Source organism: Betaproteobacteria bacterium, assembly GCA_016194905.1.
In the GTDB taxonomy this organism is placed as follows: domain Bacteria; phylum Pseudomonadota; class Gammaproteobacteria; order Burkholderiales; family JACQAP01; genus JACQAP01.
In genome coordinates, this window is record JACQAP010000008.1 from 140,745 (window position 1) to 161,857 (window position 21,113).

The window sequence follows — 21,113 nt, forward strand, 5'->3', positions numbered from 1 at the left end:
GCCGGCGTCAGCCGCGCTTCTCGATTTCGATCCTGTGCGCCGGCGCTGCGCTGCCGCCGACCGCCTGAATGAGGTTCTGAAGATTGGTGATCTGATAATTGGCGATGGTGACGACCGATGCACTCCCCACTCGCAGCACGTAGCGGCTCAGACCATCCGGCGCGACGTCGCCGACGGCGTACTGGGCAAGCGGCTGCGGATTGTCCTTGCCATAGACCAGAATGATCATCTGCGGCGCAGTGAGACCGTAGGCGCCCGACTGCACGTCAAGTTTGAGCTGGCGCTCCATCCGCGTGCGTCCCAGCGCGGCGAACGCCTTGTCGATGGTCTGCGCCCGCGCCGGATCGGTCTGGTGTGCGTGGGCAGCCTGCGCATTGGCATGGACGCCGTGATAGAACCAGGCGCCGGTTGCATCGCGCTCGAAGCGATGCAGGGTGCCCGCGTGTCCGATCTCGATGGCACCCAAGTCCGCGACTGCGGCGGGAAGCAGCATGCGCGAACCTTCCGCGCCAGCCACGTGTTCGGCCACGTCTTCCGGAAGGCGCGATCGATTCCTGAATTCCATCACGCCGATCCCGGCAACGAGCGCGGCCAGAAGCAGCCAGACAATCAGTACGCGCCGCCGAATGCCTGCGCCGGCGCTCATCGCTGTTTCCACCAGACCGCGACGCCGATCGCAGCCAGCAGCGCGGGAACAAGAATGACCGCGAGGAAGAAAGTCCCCTTCATCTGGCGATTGGTGAGATTGACCCGGGGCACAGCGCGCGCGCGCGGCTCCAGCCCGATCAGGTTTTCCTTGGACGCCAGGTAGTTCACCGTGTTCAGGAACAGCCTGCCGTTGCCCATGATGTGAAAGAAGGAATTGGTGGCAAAGTCCGAGTCGCCCACGACGGCGATCCGGGAGTTACCGGTCACCGGAACGGTCGCGTCCTTGCCGACCTTTGCCGCGGCTTTCTCCGCTTCGGGCGCGCGATATGGCGTATCGCCGGCCGGAATCGGGCGGCGTATGGCCACGGCCATCAATGTCAGCGGACCGGGCAGGTCCTTGTCCTTTTCGAAGCGTGTTCGTTTGGGATCGGTTTGTCCGTAACTCTGTTTTGACGAGTTGGCCAGCGGAATGACATCGGTCCGGGGAATCCGTTGCGGAGTCGGAGCAAAAGACCGGGCGCCCGGGAAGAAGGTCAGAGGAAGGTCCTGGGCAATCGGATGATAGTTGTAATCGGTTACGGCGGGAGAAGACGGATCGGCCCAGAAGTGGCTGGACTCGTCGATCACGATATCGTCTTCGACGACGATTCCATATTCGCGCAGGACGGGCTCGAGGCCGGTGCGCACGAAAGGATCGAGCAGGAAGAACCCGTTGCCGCCGGCGGCGAGGAAGCGCTGGATCGTCGAGACTTCCACCGGCAGCAGGGCAAGCGTCGGGCCGGCGATGACCAGCAGCGAGCACTTGGTGAGCGTTTCTGCCGAGCCGCTTTGGGAAAGCGAGATCTTTTCCACGGTGTAATTCAGCGTTTCCAGGGCATTGCGGGCCTTGGCCATACCATGCTGCTGGTGCATCTCGTACACAGATCCCAGGCCGTGAGTATGGCCGGCCGTGCCTTCCATGTGGTCATGGGTCTCCAAGCTGAAGGGATCGGGCTCTCGATGTCCGTCGAGAAAACAGACTCTCTGCGTGACGCCCTGCGAGATGCGCAGGATGGCATTGGCGATTTCCGATTCGCTTGAGCCGTTGAACTGCATCTTGCGGCCTTCGCTCTCGAGGAGGGACGTGCCGGCGAATTGCACCCCGCGCATCCGCGCTTGCGCAGGATTGAGCATGGGATCGAAGAACTCAAGCGTGAGCTTGTCGGTCTGCCGGGCCATCAGCTCATACAGTTCCACGGTCTCGCGCATCAGCGGGTCATGGAAGAAGGTGATGTGCACCGGCTTTTCCAGCCGCTTGAGCATGGTGACCGTCTGCCCCGACAGCGAGTACTTTCCCTCTTCGGTCATGTCGAGGCGCGCCGGGAACTGGACGGACAGGTAGGCGATCGCGCAAAACACGCCCACCACGCCCAGGGTGTAGAGCACGATTTCGCCACGCCGCTGCCGCACCAGGGTGGCGAATTCGGCGCGCAATGCATAGGCGCCCCATGCGACGAGTGCAACGCCGGCAGCGCCGATCAGCAGGGTCCAGAGCTTGCCTTCGAGCAGGATTGCGTGAATTGCGCCGGCGAGCGCGAGCAGCGCAACGCCCGCGATAAGAATCAGACCGGATCGGAAGAATTTGTCCATTTCAGCGTCGCCATTGCAGGAAACCGGCATTCAAGGTCAGCGCGATGGCGCTGACGATCAGGTAGAACAGCACGGCTTCGCTCCGAATCAAGCCCTGGACGAAATCCGCGTAGTGAAGCGCGAACGAAAGGTAGGCGAAAAGACCGCGCAATGTTTGGGAAACCTGGAAAGTCTGCAGATGTCCGATGAACCAGAAGCTCAGCAGGACCGGCACCGCGATCAGGGCGGCGACGATCTGGTTCTGGGTCAGGGCGGAGAAGAACTCGCCCACCGCGAGGCAGGCCATACCCAGCAGAATGAAACCGATATAGCCGGCCACAATGGTCGTGGTCTGGGGATTTCCGAAAAGATACAGCGGCACCAGGTCGATGAAGGTGCCGGCCGTCATCAGCAGCAGAATCGTGACCGCCCCGAGGAACTTCCCGAGCACGATCTCCCACGTTTTCAGGGGCAGCGTCATCAGCAGTTCCATGGTGCGCCCGCTGTATTCGCCCGAAAACAGCCGCATCGACACCAGAGGAAGCAAGGTCAGGATCAGGATGCCCATGTTGCGGAACGTCTCGTCCATCGAGGCACTGCCCGAGAGAAACATGTTGTAGGTGAAGAAGTAGCCCGTGCCCACCAGGAACACGGCCACGACGAAATAGGCGATCGGCGACCGGAAATAGCTCAGCAGCTCTTTTTGGTAAACGGCCAAGACTCCGTTCATTGCGGTGCCTCCTCAACGGCAGCGGGAATGCAAATGTTTCCGGGTCGACGCCGGGCCGCACTCGCTTTGCCGTCGATCCCCGTACGCACGGGGCCCCTCGCCGGGTGGCTCATGCGGCTACCCCCTCTTTTTCCGTCTGGCCGACGTAGCGCAGGAAAATGTTCTCCAGAGTCGGTTGCTGGCGCTCCAGCCGGTGCAAATCCCAGCGGCCGGCCACGGCCCGCGCGATCGCGGCTTCCACGCCTTCCCGGACATCCGTCTGGCATTCGACATTGAGCATGCCTTCGATGCCCGGCACCGGACGGGCTGTCACTGCGCTCACGCCGGAAATCGAAAGCAGTTCCGTCCGCAATGCTTCCGCCGGTGCGCTTGCGATCAGCAATACCCGATTGGTCTGTTCGGAGGCGCGCTGCAGGCTGGCCGGCGAATCGATTGCAAGCAGGCGGCCCTGGTTGATGATGGCGACCCGCTGGCAGATCAGTGTCACCTCGGGGAGGATATGGGTACTCAACAGCACCGCATGCTGCTCCCCGAAGGAACGGATCACTTCGCGCGTTTCCTGGATTTGCCCTGGGTCCAGGCCCGCAGTGGGCTCATCCAGCAAGAGTACTTCGGGTTTGCCGAGCAGCGCCTGCGCCAGACCGACGCGCTGGCGATATCCCTTCGACAGCTTGTAGATTTCACGCTTGAGCACGCTTTCGAGCCGGCATGCCGTGGCTACGCGGTCGATTTCGGAGCGGACTTCGTTGCGCGAAACGCCTTTGACGCGCGCGACGAAGGTCAGGTATTGCGTGACATCGAGCGTATCGTAAACCGGGGGATGTTCCGGCATGTAACCGAGTCTGCGCGCCGCTTCTTCATTCTGGGTGGCCATGTCGAAGCCGGCGACCGTCACTCGCCCCGACGAGGCCGTGGTGAATCCGGCGATCATGCGCATCGTCGTGGTCTTGCCCGCGCCATTGGGGCCGAGAAAGCCCACGATCTCGCCCTTGTCGACCGAGAATGTCATGTCGTGGACGATGGTCTTGGAACCGAAGCGCTTGGAGACCGATTCCAGGGCGATTGCAGCGGAGGGAGTATTCATCAGATTTGTCGGCAACAAAAAGGCCCCCCGAAGGGGGCCTTCCAAAGCGGTCGGAGACCGGACTTGCTTATTTGTACCAGCGTCCGCCCTTGGCAGCGAACTGATCCTGGTCATGTGCGAAGAACAGTGAAGTGCCTTCGATGTCGCGCATGAACTTCAGACGGTTGATCGAATTGGTGTAGGCCTGGATGCTGAAATTCAGACCGGCGGGATAGCCATCCAGGTTTTCCTGCATCCAGATTGCGTCCTGCGACATGATGATGGTGCCGCTGCTGGCGGTCTTTACCTTCATCGACTGATGGCCGATGGTGTGGCCCGGCGTGCTCAGAATCAGGACGGACCCGTCACCGAACAGGTCATAGTCGCCGTCCAATTCCATGAAATTGAAATCGCGGGTGCCCTCCAGGTCAGCCATGACGAAGGCGCCACCGGTACGGCCCTGGAACTTCTCCGGCCACCAGCCTTGGAAGAGTTCCTTCTTCTGGAGCACGTGGATGGCGTTCGGGAACATCTTCAAGTTGCCGCCGTGATCGAGGTGGGTATGCGAAGTCACCACGATCTTGACCTTGTCGGCGGAATAGCCGAGCTTCTTCAGTTGCATGTCAATCATGTCTTCACGCTTCGCGCTCGGCTTCAGGAAATCGCACAAGCCGGGTTGCCAGTAGGCTTTGCAGTCCTGGGTAATCGCGACGTTGTTACCTGTGTCGAATACGACCAAGCCCTTCGGATGGTCGATGATCCACATGCTGACCGGAATGGTGATGTCGCGCTGCCTTTCCTTCGGCACGGTGGGGATCAACCCGGTGATGGGGAACGGACCGAACATGCCGCTGGTGGTCCAATACACTTTCACGGTTTGTGCGAACGTGCCGGACGAACCGAACACGCACAGCAGGCCCAGCAATGCGGCGACGATGCCTGATTTCTTCATGGTTTCAATTCCTCCTTGGAATTTTAGTGGTGGTTCTTCTACTTTTTTAGTACCCACATGCACCGCCTGTGATTCCTTATTTCTCCCAAACATTCGGGGCGGGAATTTTTGAGTTTCCCTGCGATTGCGTTCAGGTACTTGCGATACGGCGCGACGGAAGTTTGCCCTTTCCGTTTCAACGCGTCAATTCGAGTTGCGGGGTAACTCGCTAAATTACAAAATGTATTTCCTACGAAATTTCATTTTTGTAAGAAGTTCGCCAAATCCCCGCGCGGGGCGGGTTTCCGGGGTGGTCCGGTTCCGCCTAGGCGAGATTGTCGGCGCTGATCAGTCCTTTCTCGAGCAAGGTCGCGAACACCTCATGGGTCTGGCGGATGCCATCCTCGATTGAAATCGAGCCATAGTCGCCGAGGAAGCTGCGCACCGGCTGGTCCGACAGCGCCATGGGAAACGGCAGGGCATCGCCCGATATGTTGATCCTTGCCTCTGGTGCAAGCTTTCTGATCAGTTCTACCGACTGCTCGACCGTCGAGGCCACGCCATTGATGTCGAATACCTCTGCGCCATTGCGATCCCTGGACACAGCCTTGATGAACGCGCTAGCAACCTCGCCTGCATGCAGCCAGGAAACCGGTCCGCGAAATGGAATGGTGTATCGCTTGCCGGCAGCCGCAGCGAGGATCGCCACGGTTGTTTTCGAGGTCATCCCCTGATCGCGGCCGATGCCATAGACGACGCCGGGACGCAGGCCGACGCTGGGAATCTGCCAGTCCTGCGCGTATACCCGGGAGGTCTGTTCGTTCGCGAACTTGTAGGCGCCGTAGAGCGTCGCCATGGTCTTCGGATCGAAGACGCCGTGCGCGGCAATCGAGCTCGCATAGGCGATGCGCTTGATGCCGAACTTGCGCGCGGCTTCGAAGATGTTGATAGTGCCGACGACGTTGACCTTCGCGCCGGCTACGGGATCTGCCTTGCAGAATGGAACCTGTAGCGCGGCAAGATGGATGATCGCCTTTGCGCCGCTTTTTTCCACGGCGTTGTTCACGGCAGCGGTGTCGGCGATGTCGCCGGTAAACCATTGCACCTGGGCGAGCTCGGATTCGGCCATCAGCAATTTCGGGCGCCGCTTGTCTTCAGTGAGATCCATTGCCGCCACCGGCACGCCCGCGTCGGTCAGCAGGGTCAGTGCCCAGCTGCCGATGCACCCACCCGCGCCGGTCACCAGCACCGGACCATTGAATTCCTCGGGATTGATCCTGAATTGCTTGAACACGCGGGCCTCCTCACATTTCCATTGGTAGAGCGGGATCTCTCGCCCATTCGGACAGCGAGGCATCGTAGAGCTTGACGTTGTCGTGGCCGAGCATCGTCAGCACGAGCGTGTCGGCCGATGCCGCGATGCCGCCGCCGCAATACGTGATGACAGTCGGTCTGGACAAAGGCTCGGCAAACATGCGGCGCAGTTCCTCCGCGCTCTTGTAAACGTTGTTGTCGTCCACCGTCGCCATCGCGGCAAGGTTGACGCTGCGCTTGATATGACCGCGGCGGCCATAATATACGCCACCGGTGCCGGTGTGCTGCTCCGGACGCAGCGCATTGATGATGCAAGTGTCTGCGGTCCCGATCGCCGCCAACACGTCTTCTCTGGTGGCGACCATATCCCTGCGCGCAGAGGACGGTTTGAAGTGCGATCTGGCGGACGGCTTGGCAGCACCGCTGTCAACAGGCCGGTCTTCCTTGCGCCACTTCTGGAATCCGCCATTGAGGACCGCCGCGCGCTCGTGTCCGAATACGCGCAGCATCCACCACATTCGCGTCGCCCACCAGTGGTTGGCGCCCGAGTAGCTCACGACCAGCGTATCGTGGCCGATGCCCAGCGCAGACATCGCTTCCGCGAACTGGGTGCTCGAGGGCAGCATGAAATGGAACGGGGCTGAAGTGTCGGCCACGTCGTGGTCCATATCCACGAATGCCGAGCCGGAAATGTGCCCTTTGAGGAAATCATCGCGTCCCGGCCGTACTGTGTAATAGCTGTTATCCGGAAGCGGGGGGAGATGGGTTGTACAATCCAGCACTCGCACCCCGGGATCTTGCAGGTGCTCGGCCAGCCAGTCGGTTTCAACCAGAAACTCGGGACGAACGAAGCCTTGCGTCATGTCTTCGTAGACTGTGCGTCTGTCGAAAACCGAAGGCTACCAAAAAAAAGCCGGTCTCCGCGGTTCGATCGTCGTGCGAAAGTTGAAATCCGGCACTTGAAGTGCCGGGTACGCAGGGTCGATGGTGGCCTGGGCCGAGATTAGAAATGGCCACGCACCGTGGCGAACAGGAAATCGCCACCGGCGTCGATCTTGCCGGGAATGGTTGCGCCGAAGTCCGCGTCGAGCTTGAATCTGCGGTACTCCATCCCGACCGAAACGTAGCGCGAAACGAAGAAATCGGCGCCAACCAGCGCCTGATAGCCGATATTGTTCTCGTCTTCCTGCCTTATATCGTCGGGTGATGCATCGACCCGTAGTTGGCTGGTGTAAAGCCCCAGCCCGCCGCCTGCGTATAGTTCCACGCGGTCCAGCGGCAGGATGAATTTCACGATGCCACCGGCGCCTGCGGAGTGGAGTTGAGTTCTGCCGGTCGAGTTGGGGATCGTCGGGGGCGTATCCATTTTTTGCGAGGAATACAGTCCATCTATTTCGAGGGCAATGTTGGGGTGGAGCCGGTAACCCCCACTGAAGAAGCTGCCGTACTGGCCATCCTGGTTCTGCACCTGCGAATTGGATTCTTCCCTGAATCCGCCCAGTCCACCGCCGATATACCAGCGGCCCACCCGTTCGGGCGCAAACATCCCGGTGGAGTCCGCCCCGGCAATGAGCGGGTTCAAGGCAATGATCGCAAACATCAGCGACGTCCAGCGGGTCAATCGAAGCATGTCAACCTCCGGTGAAATATGGGGTATTGGCGAGCAGAATATTCCGGTGCGACCAGCCAGTTCGGCGATCGCCCCGAATATTCAAAGCGTTTGATTCACAAGGATCTGAATATGTTTCCCGCAGAGCAATAAATGTTTTGAGGGTCGAAACCAACGCCCGGGAATTTGCATCTGCGGCCGATTCCTGCATGATTCTGAAATCTGCTGACGCCGTCATATTCCGTCCGCCCCATAAGTCCTTAAAACTAAACCTGGAAAAGGTGGAGTTCCGAAATGATCAAAGACGCCGCGTACTATGAATCGATGTTCAACAACCGGGCGGCGGTCCCGGAATTCCAGAGTCATTTCGACAGCTGGGCGACCCGGTCGGAACAGGCGCGGCGCAGCCTCGATGTCGAACTGGACGTGCCTTATGGCGACGACCGCATGGAAACCATGGATATCTTTCGGCCTCGCGGCGAGGCGAAAGCGCTGCTGATGTTCATTCATGGGGGCTACTGGCGATCCCTCGACAAGAAGCACCATTCCTTCGTGGCTACACCCTTCGTGAATGCCGGGGCCGCCGTCGCCGCGATCAATTATTCGCTGTGTCCGGCGGTGAAAGTCGAAGATATCGTGCTGCAATGCCTCAAGGCCGGGGCATGGCTTTACCGCAACGCCGCAGAAGTGGGCGCGCCGCGCAACCGGATCTTCGTCGCCGGGCATTCAGCCGGCGGTCATTTGACAGCGATGTGCATGGCGGTGCAGTGGCCGCGCTATTCCCGGGGATTGCCCGAGAAAGTGATGCAGGGCGGCCTCTCGGTCAGCGGCATCTACGATCTGGGGTCGATCGCCCTAACGCCTTCGATTAACGCGGATCTACGCCTGAACGAGTCCGACGCGCTGAAATTGAGCCCGGGGCTGATGCCACCCGCCACCAAGGCGCCCGTCTATATAGCAGTAGGGGGGCGCGAGCTCGGTGGCTTCAAGGAGCAGCACGCGCTGATCGCCAACCAGTGGTCGACCGTCATCGCGGCAGACATTCCCTGCCCCGATGACAACCATTTCACGATCCTGAATTCGTTAGCCAATCCCGAAGCCGAGCTTTGCAAGGCGGCCCTGCGAATGATGGGGCTGTAAAGGGAGGTGAACAGTAACCGGTGAATAGTGAACGGTAAGTAGGCCCGCCTTAAGGACGTTCTTCCGCCAACCGATCACTGTTGGCTGTTCACTGTTCACAATGCGGTTGACTGTATATAATTACAGTATGCCGCTGAAAACCGTTACCGGAGACCATGGCGCTGCCTACAAGGGGCGCGGGGCGACCCTCAATCCGGAGGGCCGCTTCGAGAAAGCTGCGCGGGAAGCGTTCGACGACGGATGGGATGTGCCATTCGAAGATGAGCCGGGACGGCCCAAGACCATTGTCACGGCCGAGCGCGTCAAGAGCATCATTTCGAGAAACGATTCGCCGGACATCCCCTTCACCTGCAGCATCAACCCGTATCGCGGTTGCGAACATGGCTGCATCTACTGTTACGCGCGGCCTTCCCACGCGTACCTGAATCTTTCGCCCGGCATCGATTTCGAGACGCGGCTATTCGCCAAGGTGAATGCAGCCGAAAAGCTGCGCGAGGAACTCGCCAAGCACGGTTACGTCTGCAGCACCATCACTATTGGCGCGAACACCGATCCTTATCAGCCGGCCGAACGCAACTGGAAGATTACCCGGTCGATCCTGGAGGTGGTGGCGGAGTGCAACCAGCCGGTCGGCATCATCACCAAGAGCGCGCTGGTCGAGCGCGACCTCGATATCCTGGCGCCCATGGCGGAAAAAGGCCTGGCAACCGTATTTATTTCGGTGACCACTCTCGATCACGATCTGGCGCGCAGGATGGAGCCGCGGGCTTCGGCGCCGGCTCGCAGGATCGACGCCATTCGCCGCTTGGCGAACGCCGGTGTACCGGTCGGGGTAATGGTGGCTCCGATCGTACCGTTCCTCACCGATTCGTCGACAGAGCAGATTCTCGAAGTGGCACACGATGCCGGCGCGCTCTCCGCGGGCTATGTGTTGATGCGCTTGCCGTACGAAGTGAAAGACCTTTTCAAAGACTGGCTGATGCATCACTATCCGCTTAAGGCGGAGCATGTCATGAGCCGCGTGAAGCAGATGCGCGGCGGGCGCGAGAACGATCCCGAATTCGGCACGCGCATGCGAGGCAGCGGAGAGTTTGCCGACTTGCTGAGGATGCGGTTCGAGAAAGCCTGCAAACGGCTGGGCCTGAACGAACACCGGCGCGTGCTGGACATTGCGCAATTCAAGCGGCCGCGCCTGGACGGACAGATGGATCTGTTCTAAGGATCCGAAAGCGAATAATCGGCGGCACGAGGGAAGGGAACCTTCGGCAATGCGCGACGCGGGATTCATCAGACGGCTGGAAAAAGCTCTGCCTGAGTGGGGCGAGCGCGGGTTTCTTTCCGGCCAAGGCGCGAAAGACATCCTCGCCTTCGAAAAGGAGCGCGCCGGTGGCGGAATTCCCTATCTCACCGTAGCGCTGGCTATCCTCGGTGTATTGCTCCTCGGCTCCGGAATCATCAGTTTCTTCGCTGCGAACTGGCAATGGCTGCCGAAGATCGCAAAGCTCGGGGTGCTGTTCGGCGGCATGTGGGTTGCGTACGCCATCGCCGGATACATGCTCGGGCGTGGTGCCCATCCGCTGGTGGGTCAAGCGGTGTTGTTGCTCGGCGTTCTTCTGTTCGGCGCCAACATCTGGCTGATCGCACAGATTTATCACATCTCTTCGCACTACCCGAACGGCGTGTTGATGTGGGCACTCGGTGCATTGCTGGCAAGTTATCTGCTGCGTTCCCATCCCGCACTTTGCGCCGCGGCATTGCTTGCCATCCTCTGGACCGGCATGGAAGGTTTCGGCTTCGACCGTCCGGTGCACTGGCCTTATCTGCTGTTCTGGCTCGCCTGCCTGCCGCCCGTGGTTCAGCACCGCTGGCGGTTTGCCGCCCATGCGGCGGCGGTCGGTATTCTGTTCTGGAGCTGGTCTGCCGTATTTCACGTCGAATGGGCCGTGCGCGGCGGAATGCTTTACATGGCTCAGTTGTGTTTCCTGATTTATCTCGCCGCCTTTCTTGCCGGCATGTTGATGGAGCGCACGGATAGTGCTGCCGATCTGTCCGGTCTGGTCAAACGTTATGCCGGTATCGCAGCGCTTGCCGCGCTGTTCGTCCTGACGTTTCCCGAACTTCACAAGGAAACCGGCTGGTGGCGCGCCGGCGGTGACGTCGAACCGGCGCACACCGGCCAATGGGTGATTGCGACTCTGGTTGCGCTGCTTCTGGTCATTGCACTGGCGTGGCAGCATCGCAGAGTCGATGCCGGCAGGGGGCGCCCCGGGCATCTCGACTGGGGCTGGGGTTTGCTGGCGATCGTGACGGCGTTGATCTTTGTCAACCTGTTTGCCCGCGGCGAGTATCCGCAGTTCGTTCCCATCCTGTTCAACCTGCTGTTCTTCGGCGGGCTGGTCTGGCTGATCTACGTCGGCATCGCCGCGCATGATCGCGGCCTGGTGAACCTGGCATTCGCATTCTTTGCGCTCGGCATTCTTGCGCGCTATCTCGATACTTTCTGGACCTTGCTGGGCCGCTCTTATTTCTTCATGGGCGGAGGGCTGGTGCTGATCGTCGCCGGCATCGTCCTGGAACGCAGCCGCCGCAGGATCACGCGCACCCTGGAAGGCGGCGTCAAATGAGCGGACGCCTTTTCATCACCGTCCTGGTGCAGACGCTGATCCTTCTCGCGATGATCGGTATGCGCCAGTGGACGCTGGCGACCGGTATTCCCGTGATACTTGAAACCCAACCCATCGATCCGCGTTCGCTGTTTTCCGGTGACTATGTGCGGCTCAATTACAAGGTCTCCGACCTCAAACTGGAAGAGCTGGCGGGGGACGGGATATTCAAGCGCCATGACACGGTTTTCGTTGTCCTGGCGCCCGATGGCGAATACTGGAAGGCGGTATCGGTGCACCGCAGCCGTCCTCGCCCAGGCGACGGGCAGGCCGTGATCAAAGGCAGTGTCGAGTACACCGATGACAAGCTATGGGATGCGGCGGGGTACAAGATGGCGGAAGTGACGCGGCTGCACGTAAAGTACGGCATCGAGGACTACTTCGTGCAGGAAGGCACCGGTCGCGAGCTGGAGCGTCCGCAGCAGGATGAGAAGGTTTCCATCCAGGTTGCCGTGGACCGATTCGGCAATGCCGGCATCAAAGCGGTTTTGGTGAACGGCCGGCCGAAAACCATCGAAACGCTGCTCTGATGTTGAAAATCTATTCCGCGCAGACGCTTCCCGATGCGCACCTTGTGCGTGGTCTGCTTGCGCAGGCAGGCATCGACGCGCGCGTATTCAACGAAAATGCACAGAGCGTCATGGGCGAAATCCCCTTCCACCAAGCGTGGCCCGAAGTATGGATCATGGACGAAGGTGACGCGAAGCAGGCGCGAGATCTGATCCATCAGATCGAGCAGCCACAGCCTCGGTCAAGCCCGACGTTCTGTCCGCACTGTCATGAAGAAAATCCCGCCAACTTTCATACCTGCTGGAATTGTGGACGGGAGTTCTGAACTGTCTGCCACGCGCCGCGGTGTGCTGCGTGAAATCGCGATGGGCGTGTTGGGAGTGCCGATCATGCTGATGGCAAGGAAACTCGAAGCGGCGACCGTAACGGATGCTTGTCTATTGGTCGGCGAGGAGCTTGCCCGGTATGGTTTTCCCAACGGACATCCGCTCGGGGCGGACCGCCAGGGCGCATTCCTGAAGGAGGCCGAAATACAAGGTTTGCTCACGAAAGTCAGGACCTGCCCGCCGCGTATCGCCACGAACGAAGAGATCGGTCGCTTCCACACGCAACGCCATATCGAGAAGGTGATGCATGCGGAGCGCGACAAGCTCGAGTTTCTCGACAATGGCGACACGCCGGTATTCGCCGGCGTTTTCGAAGCATCCGCGAATGTGGTCGGTGCGGCCCTCGACGGGCTAGCGCAAGTAGTGCGAGGTGAATGCGCCCGCAGCTTTCAGCCTATCGGCGGATTGCATCACGCCGGGCGCGACCATTCCGCGGGCTTCTGCGTGTTCAACGATCTCGGCGTGGTGATCGAGACGCTGCGGCAGCAATACGGTATCAGGCGGATCGCCTACGTGGATATCGACGTGCATCACGGCGACGGCATTTTCTACGCTTACGAAGCAGATCCGGACCTGATTTTCGCCGACGTCCATGAGGACGGCCGCTATCTTTATCCGGGTACGGGGCGCGAAGACGAAACCGGCAAAGGTGCCGCCAAAGGCAGCAAGCTCAATATCCCGCTGAATCCGGGGTCCGGTGACCGCGAGTTCGCGGAAGTCTGGCCGCGAGTCGAACAACATCTGGTTCGCTTCGAGCCGGAATTCATTCTCTTCCAGTGTGGCGCAGACGGGCTGCAGGGTGATCCACTCGCCCACCTGGAATATTCCGCGGCAACGCACGCGCGTGCGGCAAAGAGTCTGGTGGATATCGCCGAGCGGTTCTCAAGAGGCAGGTTGATGGCCTTCGGCGGCGGAGGCTACGACCGCAATAATCTGGCAAAAGCCTGGAACGCGGTACTGCGCGAAATCGTCGCCCGGAAAACCTCGGCACTGAAAACGTAAACGTTCGAGCAGCGGAGTCGGAACGGTGTTCAGCTGCTGCTGGCGAATCCGGAAACCGATCCGATCTGGGCTGCGCTGGCGCGGCATGACGCTGGCACGTAGCCGGAGATGTCAACAGTGTTATTGGGGTCTGGTCCACAATCCCACATCGCCACGCGGTCGCCTCCGACGATCGTCGCAGATCGCGAGACGTCCGGCCAGGGACGCAGAACGATTCTCTGGCCATCTACCAGCGCGCTGACACCCTGAATCTCGATTCTCATCGCTCCCAGGCTGTTGGTCTGGATTTTCGACACGTAGCGCGACGCCGCGGTTGCACTGGCCGATGTTTCACAACCCCACTGGCCCGCAGCCGGCAGGTTGGTCTCCGACTGCACTATCTCTGCAATACTCGTGCGGCATACGCTGCTGGCGAGAAGTGCCTCCGAGACCTTGGCGCGGGCGGCGTAGTTCTGATAGGCCGGCAACGCGACCGCGGCAAGAATGCCGATGATCGCGACGACGATCATCAACTCGATAAGGGTGAAACCACCTTCGGATGTTTGCATGTCGGGATCCTAGGAGATCAAGTGGGCCGTTTATCTAATCGTCAAGACCATCAAGCAGGGCTTGTGCCATTCTGAAGAGGTCAGGACTCGACACCGGAGCGATAGATATTTTAAAACAAGGAGATGCAATTCAAAACGGAAATTCTACGGGCGGCCGATCGAATTTGACTACCGCAAATAACATGCGCCTATATCGTTACCAAGACAAAAAGCGTCAGTTACTACAAATGACGAATTGCAACCTGTGGCAGTCTTGGGCAGTGAGGGCAGTCCATGCATGGACTTTCTCGAAAGCAATGTTTGCTCCGCATAGTACGACGACGACATTGTCTTTCGGCCGACCGTAATTCGGCCTTCGATCAGCGCCGCAACCGAGCAGGATGTCGCCGGTTCGGTCAAAAGTTTTTCAGTCCGACTTTGAAACATCGATTCCGCTCCTTCGGTTTCGACGCCGATGACACGGGTCGCCGGTGAGAAATGCTTTGTGTCGCGGAAATAATTCCCGAGATCAACATGCCGCCGCCGATCGAGACCACGATGAGGTCGGGCGCGGGCACGCTGCAACAGTTCGGGCACGATGGTTCCCTGGCCCGCCATGACGGCGCGATTATCGAAGGGATGGATATAGGCCCGGCCGGACTCGCGCGCCACGTGCATCGCCAGCGCGTTGGCACCGTCCCAGGCAGCCCCGTGAATGATGATCTCGGCACCGAGCAGGCGAATCGCGGCGAGCTTGGCTGCGGTTGCGGATTCCGGTAAATGGCGAAAAACACGGCCGCCGGTGTTTGCGGCGGCCGTGTCCGGAGGCGATCGCAATCAAGCCGGAACAGATGGCAAACCGGCCAGCGCCATCGCCAGTTCGCGTTCTTCGTAGCTCCTGTCGGTGAGTTTGCCGGCGAAGTAGTCGGTGTAAGCCTGCATGTCGAAGTGCCCGTGCCCGCAAAGATTGAACAGGATCGTGCGCGCCTTGCCTTCCTGCTTGCACTTCAGCGCTTCATCGATCGCGCCTTTGACCGCGTGATTCGCTTCCGGCGCCGGAACGATGCCTTCCGTGCGTGCGAACTGCACTCCCGCCTCGAACACCTCGATCTGTTTGTACGCGCGCGCTTCGATGAGCCCGAGATCCTTGACGTGCGATACCAGCGGCGCCATGCCGTGGTAACGTAATCCTCCTGCATGGAACGCGGGCGGAATGAACGTGGAGCCAAGCGTGTGCATTTTCACCAGCGGCGTGAGATGCCCGGTGTCGCCGAAGTCGTAGGCGTATTTGCCCTTGGTCAGGCTGGGGCAGGCCGCGGGTTCGATGGCAATGATGCGACGCTTTTTGCCGCCGCGGAGTTGCGCGCCGAGGAAAGGGAACACGATGCCTGCGAAATTCGAACCGCCCCCTGTGCAACCGATGATGATGTCGGGATCATCGCCGGCCATCTCCAGTTGCTTCATGGCCTCCTGTCCGACCACGGTCTGGTGCAGCAGTACGTGGTTCAGCACCGAGCCAAGCGCGTACTTGGTGTCCTCGCGTGTGGCGGCAACTTCGACGGCTTCCGAAATGGCAATGCCGAGTGATCCGGTGCTGTCGGGAGACTTAGCGAGGATGGCGCGGCCGACATTGGTTTCCATTGACGGGCTGGCAATGCAACGCGCGCCGTAGGTTTCCATCAGAGCCCGGCGATAGGGTTTCTGCTGATACGACACCTTCACCATGAATACCTGTACCTCGATGCCGAACAGCGTACCGGCGAAGGCAAGCGCAGACCCCCACTGGCCGGCGCCCGTTTCAGTCGCGATCTTCCTGATTCCGGCTTCGTGGTTGTAGAAGGCCTGCGCGACCGCTGTATTCGGTTTGTGCGAACCGGCCGGACTGACTCCTTCATATTTGTAATAGATCTTCGCCGGCGTATCGAGCGCCTTCTCGAGACGGCGTGCGCGGAACAGCGGCGACGGGCGCCACTGCTTGTAGACTTCGCGAACCGGGCCCGGAATCTCGATCTCGCGCTCGACTGATACCTCCTGCATGATCAGCGACATCGGGAACAGGGGTGCGAGGTCGTCCGGCCCGAGAGGTTTCAGCGTGCCCGGGTGCAGCGGCGGCGGAGGCGGTGAGGGCAGATCCGCCATGAGGTTGTACCAGGACTTCGGAATCTGCTCCTCCGGGAGCAGGTATTTGATCGTGTCCGCCATGATTCCTCCCTTTGATTGTAGTGTGGGCCGACAGGGCAGATTAGCAGAACACGACGGCAGCGGGGGGCGAAGATAAAGGCGGTGCTTCTCGCGCCGCCTGTCGTTGCCGGTCTACTGAAACCCGGCGCAGCGGATGCTCAGTTTTTCGCCGACTTGTCGGAATCGGGCAAACCATCCCAGCCGCCGCCCAATGCCTTGAACAAGTCCGCGGTCGCAGCCAGTTGCGCGCGCTGGGCTGCGACGCGGTTCAATTGCGCATCGAGCAGGGCGCGCTCGGCGATGAGCACATCGAGTAGACTCGAGATCCCGTTGTCGTAACGCAGTTGTGCCAGTTGCATGGAGCTTTGCAGCGCGTCGATGCGAATCTGTTCCGCTTCCATTGCTTCCCGTGCTTTGCGCTGCGCGACCAGGGCGTCCAGGGCGTCCTTGAAGGCGTTCTGGATTGCAGACTGATATTGCGCCAGCGCCTGTTGTTGACGTGCCTCTGCGACGCCGACCTGCGCTCCGGTGCGACCCGCGTCGAACACGGTTTGCGCGGCCGAGCCGGCAAATTGCCAGACGCGCGCCTGCGCGTCGAACAAGCCGGAAAGCGTTGTGCTTTCGCCACCGAAAAAGCTGGTAAGCGATATCGACGGGTAGTACGTCGCCTTCGCCTGGCCTATGCGTGCATTGGCCGCGACCAGGCTCTGTTCAGCCTGGCGCAAATCCGGGCGGCGCTCCAGCATTTCGGACGGCAATCCCGAGGGTACCGACGGCGGCGCGGTCAGTGCGTCCATCGCAGCGCCCCGCTCGACCGGCTGTCCGACAATCGCGCGCGGGCTGCGTCCCAGCAGCACGCCCAGCGCGGTTTCCTGTGCGGCGAGCTGTTGTTCGATCGTCGGCAACAAGGCCTGCGCCTGCGCGGCTTCCGCTTCCACCTGCCGCAGTTCGAACTCGGACGCAACCCCGGCTTCGAAGCGCATGCGCTGCAGGGCGGTCGAAGCCTGACGGGTCGAGATCGTGCGGCGTGTAATGGCCACCTGCGCATCCAGCGCGCGCAGGCTGAAGTAACTCTTGGCGACATCGGCGATCAGCGCGAGCCGTACGGCTTCGCGATTGAACTGCGAGCCGAGCAACTCCGCCCGCGCCGCTTCGGTGGCACGACGATACTTGCCCCAGAAATCAATTTCGTAAGAGGCGTTCAGCGCCGCGCGATAGTCCGAGTATTTCGGATCGGTGCCCGGTGGCACGGAAAGCACGCTCTCCTGACTGATGCGATTGCGCGACGCGCTGGCATTGGCGGAGACGCCGGGATATTGGTCGGCGCGCGTGATGCCAAGGGCGGCGCGGGCTTCGTTGACGCGGGCAATCGCCCGGCGCAAATCGAGGTTATGCACCAGTGCTTCGTCGATCATCTGGTCGAGCACCGGATCGCCGTAGACCTTCCACCACGTCGACGACAGTGTCTCAGTTGCTGTCGCGCCGGGCCATTGCCCGGGTGTTTCGACCTGCGGGCGCTGGTAGTCCGGTCCGACGGTCATGCAACCGGTGAGCGCAACGGCAATCAGCGTTGCCGCGAGTAGACGGGCTCGCATCATGAGCGTTCTCCTCTCGGCGGTGGCGCACGGTGAGGATTTTCCGCCGCCTGCACGGCGAGCGTCTTGTGATGCTCGATTTCAGCGCGGATCTGCGCCGTTGAGCGCTTCTCGGTCAGATGCCGGTCGGTGATCAATTTGAAGAACATCGGCACGAAGAAAATCGCCAGGAAGGTGGCGGCCAGCATGCCGCCCATGACCCCGGTGCCGACGGCGATCCGCGCACCGGCGCCGGCGCCGGTCGAGAACGCAAGCGGCATGACCCCGAGGATGAAAGCCAGCGAAGTCATCAGGATCGGACGGAAGCGCAGTCGCGCGGCCTCTACCGCCGCCGCGGAAGGCGACAGGCCCTCCTGATTTTTCAGCAGCGCATATTCCACGATCAGGATTGCGTTCTTTGCCGCCAGGCCGAGCAGCGTGACCAGGCCGATCTGAAAGTAAACGTCGTTGGTCAGACCCCGCACCCAGACCGCCGCCAATGCGCCGAAGGTGCCGAAAGGCAGGGCCATCATCACGGAAAGCGGCAGCGACCACCTTTCGTATTGCGCGGCCAGAATCAGAAACACCATGATTGCGGCGAGTCCGAGCGCGAGCGTCGAGGTGCCGCTGGATTTTTTCTCCTGAAACGATGCACCGCCCCAGTCGTAACTGAAATCCGGAGGCAGCACTTCGTTTGCTATACGTTCGACCACGGCAATGGCCTGACCCGAGGAAATTCCCGGCGCGCCTTGACCCAGCAGTTTGACCGCCGGCAAATTGTTGAAGCGATCCAGCGAGTCCGGTCCCGAAGTGTAGGAGACCTTGGCCAGCGTCTGGATCGGCACCATGGCGCTCTTGTCGGAGCGTACGTACAGCTCGCCGACTGAATCCGGCTTGTTGCGATATCCGGGCTCCGCCGACATCAGCACTTGCCAGGTGCGTCCGAATTTGTTGAAGTCGTTCACGTAGTAGGAACCGAGCGTGGCCGACAGCGTGTCGAAGACATCGCCGATCGGCACGCCGAGCGCCTTGGCTTTTTCGCGATCGACATCGACATGCAACTGCGGCACGCCGGCACGCCACAGCGTCTGCACTCCGGCAAGTTGCGGGTCCTTGTTGGCCGCCGCGAGGAACTTGCCCATTTCCGCGGCCAGCCGCTGCGGGCCGCCTTCGCCGCGATTCTGGATGTAGAACTCGAAACCGCCGGCATTGCCCAGGCCGAAGATCGGCGGCGGCGCGAACGCCAGCACGAGGCCCTCCTTGATCCCGGCGGTCTTCATGAAGTAATCGCCGATGAGTTCGCGGGTGCCGACGCCCTTGCGCTCGTCCCAGTGGCGCTGGGTCACGAAGATGGTGGCGGCATTGTTGCGGAATCCGCCGCCGAGAAAATCGAGTCCGGTGAAGGCGATCGCGAATTCATTGGCATGATTGGACTGAATTGCCTTGAGCACTTCGCTGACGACTTTATCGGTGCGCTGCAGGGTTGCACCGTCGGGCAGAAACACCGCCCCGATGTAGTAGCCCTGGTCCTCGTCGGGCACCAGGCTGCCGGGAGTGATCCTCCACAATCCGATGGTGATCGCCACCATGCCGACGAAGAGGAGCAGGCCGATGGCGCCGCGGCGAATGATCCAGGCGGCGCCGCCGGTGTAGCGGCCGGTCACGCGCCGGAACCAGTCGTTGAACCAGGTGAAGAAGCGCAGCGGCGTCTTGTGTTCGCGTCTCAGTATCAAGACGCAAAGGCTCGGGGTCAGCGTGAGCGCGATGATGCCGGAGAGCACGACCGCGATGGCAATGGTGACCGCAAACTGGCGGTACAGCTCGCCGGTCAGCCCGCCGAGGAAGGCGATCGGCACGAATACCGCGCACAGCGTCAGCACGATGGCGATTACGGGGCCGGTCACCTCGGTCATGGCTTTGATGGCGGCTTCGCGTGCGTCCTTGTGCTCCTCGTGCATGATGCGCTCGACGTTTTCCAGTACCACGATGGCATCGTCGACTACGATGCCGATCGCCAGCACCATGCCGAATAGCGTGAGCGTGTTGATCGAGTAACCGAGCAGAAAAAGGCCGGCAAAGGTGCCGATCAGCGACACCGGTACCGCGGCAAACGGAATGAGGGTCGCGCGCCAGTTCTGCAGGAACAGGAAGACCACGAGGAACACCAGCGCCATCGCCTCGAGCAGGGTCTTCACCACTTCGCGTATCGACACCTTTACGAAGCGCGTGGTGTCGTACACGTTCTGGTATTCCATGCCGACCGGGAATCGCTTTGAAATCTCCGCCATCGCCTTGCCGACGTCCTGTGCTACATCGAGCGCGTTCGCGCCCGGTTGCAGGAAAATGCCGAGCAGCGCCGACTGTCTGCCGTTGACGCGGCCGATGAAGTCGTAATCCTTCGACGCCAGTTCGACGCGCGCCACGTCTTTCAGGCGCAGCGCAGAGCCGTCCGGATTCGAACGAATGATGATTTCTTCGAACTCTCGCGGGTCCGCGAGCCGGCCCTTGGTCGTGATCGTGTACACCAGTTCCTGCGGGCCGCCGGTCGGCGCCTGGCCGACCTTGCCCGCGGCGAACTGCGCGTTCTGCTCGTTCAGCGCGCGCAACAGGTCGGCGGTGGTGAGTTTCAGTTGCGTCATCCGGTCCGGCCGCAGCCAGATACGCATCGCGTAATCCTTGGCGCCGAAGATCTGCACATTGGTCGTGCCCGGCACGCGCTTGATCGTGTCGAGCACGTTCAGCGTGACGTAGTTGCTGACGTACAGATCGTCGAAAGTACCGTCCGGCGAGTTGAAAGCCAGCACCTGCAGGAAAGACGTCGAATTCTTTTCCGCCGTGACGCCCTGGCGCCGCACTTCCTGCGGCAGCCTCGCTTCGGCCTGCTTGACGCGGTTGTTTACGTTGAGCGCAGCCTGATCGATGTTGGTGCCGATTTCGAAGGTGACATTGATCTCTACCACGCCGTTGGATGACGAGTTGGAACTCATGTAGAGCATGTTCTCGACACCGTTGATCTGGTTTTCCAGCGGCGCGGCCACGGTCTGCTCCAGCACCTCTGCCGAGGCGCCGGGGTAGACGGCGCGCACCGTGACCACCGGCGGCGCGATTTCCGGATACTGGGCAATCGGCAGCGTGCGCATCGCGGCGAGGCCGGCGAGAACCAGGAAGATCGACAGTACAGCCGCGAAAATCGGGCGGTCGATAAAAAATCGGGAGAACATTTGGCG

19 protein-coding genes are annotated in these 21,113 nt (G+C 60.8%); 6 read left to right on the forward strand and 13 right to left on the reverse strand.

From position 1 onward, the window contains the following. Positions 1 to 7: 7 nt before the first annotated feature. The 8 genes from HY067_04110 to HY067_04145 all read right to left on the reverse strand — a co-directional run bounded on the left by HY067_04110 (position 8) and on the right by HY067_04145 (position 7,924). A complete protein-coding gene (locus HY067_04110; GenBank protein ID MBI3527131.1) occupies positions 8 to 646 on the reverse strand; it encodes a DUF4340 domain-containing protein in 639 nt (212 codons plus the stop codon). Continuing rightward, the gene (locus tag HY067_04115; protein ID MBI3527132.1) at positions 643 to 2,277 is read right to left on the reverse strand and encodes a Gldg family protein; all 1,635 of its coding nucleotides are present in this window, start codon (positions 2,275 to 2,277) and stop codon (positions 643 to 645) included. Before HY067_04115 ends, HY067_04110 begins: the two co-directional genes overlap by 4 nt. Before the next feature lies 1 nt (position 2,278). Next, positions 2,279 to 2,986 (reverse strand): ABC transporter permease subunit, encoded by a 708-nt coding sequence (locus tag HY067_04120; GenBank protein MBI3527133.1) that lies wholly within the window; start codon positions 2,984 to 2,986, stop codon positions 2,279 to 2,281. Positions 2,987 to 3,095: 109 nt separating this feature from the next. After that, a complete protein-coding gene (locus HY067_04125) occupies positions 3,096 to 4,070 on the reverse strand; it encodes an ABC transporter ATP-binding protein (protein ID MBI3527134.1) in 975 nt (324 codons plus the stop codon). 67 nt (positions 4,071 to 4,137) lie between these two features. Beyond that, the gene (locus HY067_04130; protein ID MBI3527135.1) at positions 4,138 to 5,001 is read right to left on the reverse strand and encodes an N-acyl homoserine lactonase family protein; all 864 of its coding nucleotides are present in this window, start codon (positions 4,999 to 5,001) and stop codon (positions 4,138 to 4,140) included. 304 nt (positions 5,002 to 5,305) lie between these two features. Continuing rightward, the gene (locus HY067_04135) at positions 5,306 to 6,337 is read right to left on the reverse strand and encodes an SDR family oxidoreductase (protein ID MBI3527136.1); all 1,032 of its coding nucleotides are present in this window, start codon (positions 6,335 to 6,337) and stop codon (positions 5,306 to 5,308) included. Next, entirely contained in the window at positions 6,285 to 7,157 is an 873-nt protein-coding gene (locus HY067_04140) for a sulfurtransferase (GenBank protein MBI3527137.1), read from the reverse strand. Before HY067_04140 ends, HY067_04135 begins: the two co-directional genes overlap by 53 nt. A gap of 140 nt (positions 7,158 to 7,297) precedes the next feature. After that, entirely contained in the window at positions 7,298 to 7,924 is a 627-nt protein-coding gene (locus tag HY067_04145; GenBank protein MBI3527138.1) for a porin family protein, read from the reverse strand. Between the two features lie 273 nt (positions 7,925 to 8,197). On the opposite strand from HY067_04145, the gene HY067_04150 reads away from it, so the two are divergent. From HY067_04150 to HY067_04175, 6 genes are all read left to right on the forward strand, one after another. Beyond that, on the forward strand, positions 8,198 to 9,043 hold the full coding sequence (locus tag HY067_04150; GenBank protein MBI3527139.1) for an alpha/beta hydrolase: 846 nt from the start codon (positions 8,198 to 8,200) through the stop codon (positions 9,041 to 9,043). Positions 9,044 to 9,170: 127 nt separating this feature from the next. Next, positions 9,171 to 10,262, forward strand: a complete 1,092-nt coding sequence (locus HY067_04155) for a PA0069 family radical SAM protein (protein MBI3527140.1) — start codon at positions 9,171 to 9,173, stop codon at positions 10,260 to 10,262. Between the two features lie 49 nt (positions 10,263 to 10,311). Next, positions 10,312 to 11,667 (forward strand): DUF2157 domain-containing protein, encoded by a 1,356-nt coding sequence (locus HY067_04160; GenBank protein MBI3527141.1) that lies wholly within the window; start codon positions 10,312 to 10,314, stop codon positions 11,665 to 11,667. After that, positions 11,664 to 12,236, forward strand: coding sequence for a GDYXXLXY domain-containing protein (locus tag HY067_04165; GenBank protein ID MBI3527142.1), 573 nt, complete (start codon positions 11,664 to 11,666; stop codon positions 12,234 to 12,236). Before HY067_04160 ends, HY067_04165 begins: the two co-directional genes overlap by 4 nt. Then, complete coding sequence (locus HY067_04170; protein MBI3527143.1) at positions 12,236 to 12,541, forward strand: DUF2007 domain-containing protein; 306 nt, start codon at positions 12,236 to 12,238, stop codon at positions 12,539 to 12,541. The genes HY067_04165 and HY067_04170 overlap by 1 nt, the downstream gene beginning before the upstream one ends. A 70-nt stretch (positions 12,542 to 12,611) precedes the next feature. Beyond that, on the forward strand, positions 12,612 to 13,604 hold the full coding sequence (locus HY067_04175; GenBank protein MBI3527144.1) for an acetoin utilization protein AcuC: 993 nt from the start codon (positions 12,612 to 12,614) through the stop codon (positions 13,602 to 13,604). Positions 13,605 to 13,633: 29 nt separating this feature from the next. Here HY067_04175 and HY067_04180 read toward each other — a convergent pair whose 3' ends face one another. The 5 genes from HY067_04180 to HY067_04200 form a co-directional block, all read right to left on the reverse strand. Further along, on the reverse strand, positions 13,634 to 14,152 hold the full coding sequence (locus HY067_04180) for a pilin (protein ID MBI3527145.1): 519 nt from the start codon (positions 14,150 to 14,152) through the stop codon (positions 13,634 to 13,636). Between the two features lie 168 nt (positions 14,153 to 14,320). Continuing rightward, on the reverse strand, positions 14,321 to 14,968 hold the full coding sequence (locus HY067_04185) for a pyridoxal-phosphate dependent enzyme (GenBank protein MBI3527146.1): 648 nt from the start codon (positions 14,966 to 14,968) through the stop codon (positions 14,321 to 14,323). Continuing rightward, the gene (locus tag HY067_04190; protein MBI3527147.1) at positions 14,969 to 16,333 is read right to left on the reverse strand and encodes a TrpB-like pyridoxal phosphate-dependent enzyme; all 1,365 of its coding nucleotides are present in this window, start codon (positions 16,331 to 16,333) and stop codon (positions 14,969 to 14,971) included. A 137-nt stretch (positions 16,334 to 16,470) separates the two neighbouring features. Next, on the reverse strand, positions 16,471 to 17,907 hold the full coding sequence (locus tag HY067_04195; GenBank protein MBI3527148.1) for an efflux transporter outer membrane subunit: 1,437 nt from the start codon (positions 17,905 to 17,907) through the stop codon (positions 16,471 to 16,473). Next, complete coding sequence (locus HY067_04200) at positions 17,907 to 21,107, reverse strand: multidrug efflux RND transporter permease subunit (protein MBI3527149.1); 3,201 nt, start codon at positions 21,105 to 21,107, stop codon at positions 17,907 to 17,909. Before HY067_04200 ends, HY067_04195 begins: the two co-directional genes overlap by 1 nt. Between the last annotated feature and the right edge of the window lie 6 nt (positions 21,108 to 21,113).

Coding starts and splice junctions, on each gene's coding strand:
- HY067_04135 (MBI3527136.1), bottom strand. CDS start 6,337: ATGCCTCGCTGTCCGAATGGGCGAGAGATCCCGCTCTACCAATGGAAA.
- HY067_04150 (MBI3527139.1), top strand. CDS start 8,198: ATGATCAAAGACGCCGCGTACTATGAATCGATGTTCAACAACCGGGCG.
- HY067_04155 (MBI3527140.1), top strand. CDS start 9,171: ATGCCGCTGAAAACCGTTACCGGAGACCATGGCGCTGCCTACAAGGGG.
- HY067_04120 (MBI3527133.1), bottom strand. CDS start 2,986: ATGAACGGAGTCTTGGCCGTTTACCAAAAAGAGCTGCTGAGCTATTTC.
- HY067_04175 (MBI3527144.1), top strand. CDS start 12,612: ATGGCAAGGAAACTCGAAGCGGCGACCGTAACGGATGCTTGTCTATTG.
- HY067_04190 (MBI3527147.1), bottom strand. CDS start 16,333: ATGGCGGACACGATCAAATACCTGCTCCCGGAGGAGCAGATTCCGAAG.
- HY067_04180 (MBI3527145.1), bottom strand. CDS start 14,152: ATGCAAACATCCGAAGGTGGTTTCACCCTTATCGAGTTGATGATCGTC.
- HY067_04200 (MBI3527149.1), bottom strand. CDS start 21,107: ATGTTCTCCCGATTTTTTATCGACCGCCCGATTTTCGCGGCTGTACTG.
- HY067_04110 (MBI3527131.1), bottom strand. CDS start 646: ATGAGCGCCGGCGCAGGCATTCGGCGGCGCGTACTGATTGTCTGGCTG.
- HY067_04170 (MBI3527143.1), top strand. CDS start 12,236: ATGTTGAAAATCTATTCCGCGCAGACGCTTCCCGATGCGCACCTTGTG.
- HY067_04145 (MBI3527138.1), bottom strand. CDS start 7,924: ATGCTTCGATTGACCCGCTGGACGTCGCTGATGTTTGCGATCATTGCC.
- HY067_04195 (MBI3527148.1), bottom strand. CDS start 17,907: ATGCGAGCCCGTCTACTCGCGGCAACGCTGATTGCCGTTGCGCTCACC.
- HY067_04165 (MBI3527142.1), top strand. CDS start 11,664: ATGAGCGGACGCCTTTTCATCACCGTCCTGGTGCAGACGCTGATCCTT.
- HY067_04125 (MBI3527134.1), bottom strand. CDS start 4,070: ATGAATACTCCCTCCGCTGCAATCGCCCTGGAATCGGTCTCCAAGCGC.
- HY067_04160 (MBI3527141.1), top strand. CDS start 10,312: ATGCGCGACGCGGGATTCATCAGACGGCTGGAAAAAGCTCTGCCTGAG.
- HY067_04140 (MBI3527137.1), bottom strand. CDS start 7,157: ATGACGCAAGGCTTCGTTCGTCCCGAGTTTCTGGTTGAAACCGACTGG.
- HY067_04130 (MBI3527135.1), bottom strand. CDS start 5,001: ATGAAGAAATCAGGCATCGTCGCCGCATTGCTGGGCCTGCTGTGCGTG.
- HY067_04115 (MBI3527132.1), bottom strand. CDS start 2,277: ATGGACAAATTCTTCCGATCCGGTCTGATTCTTATCGCGGGCGTTGCG.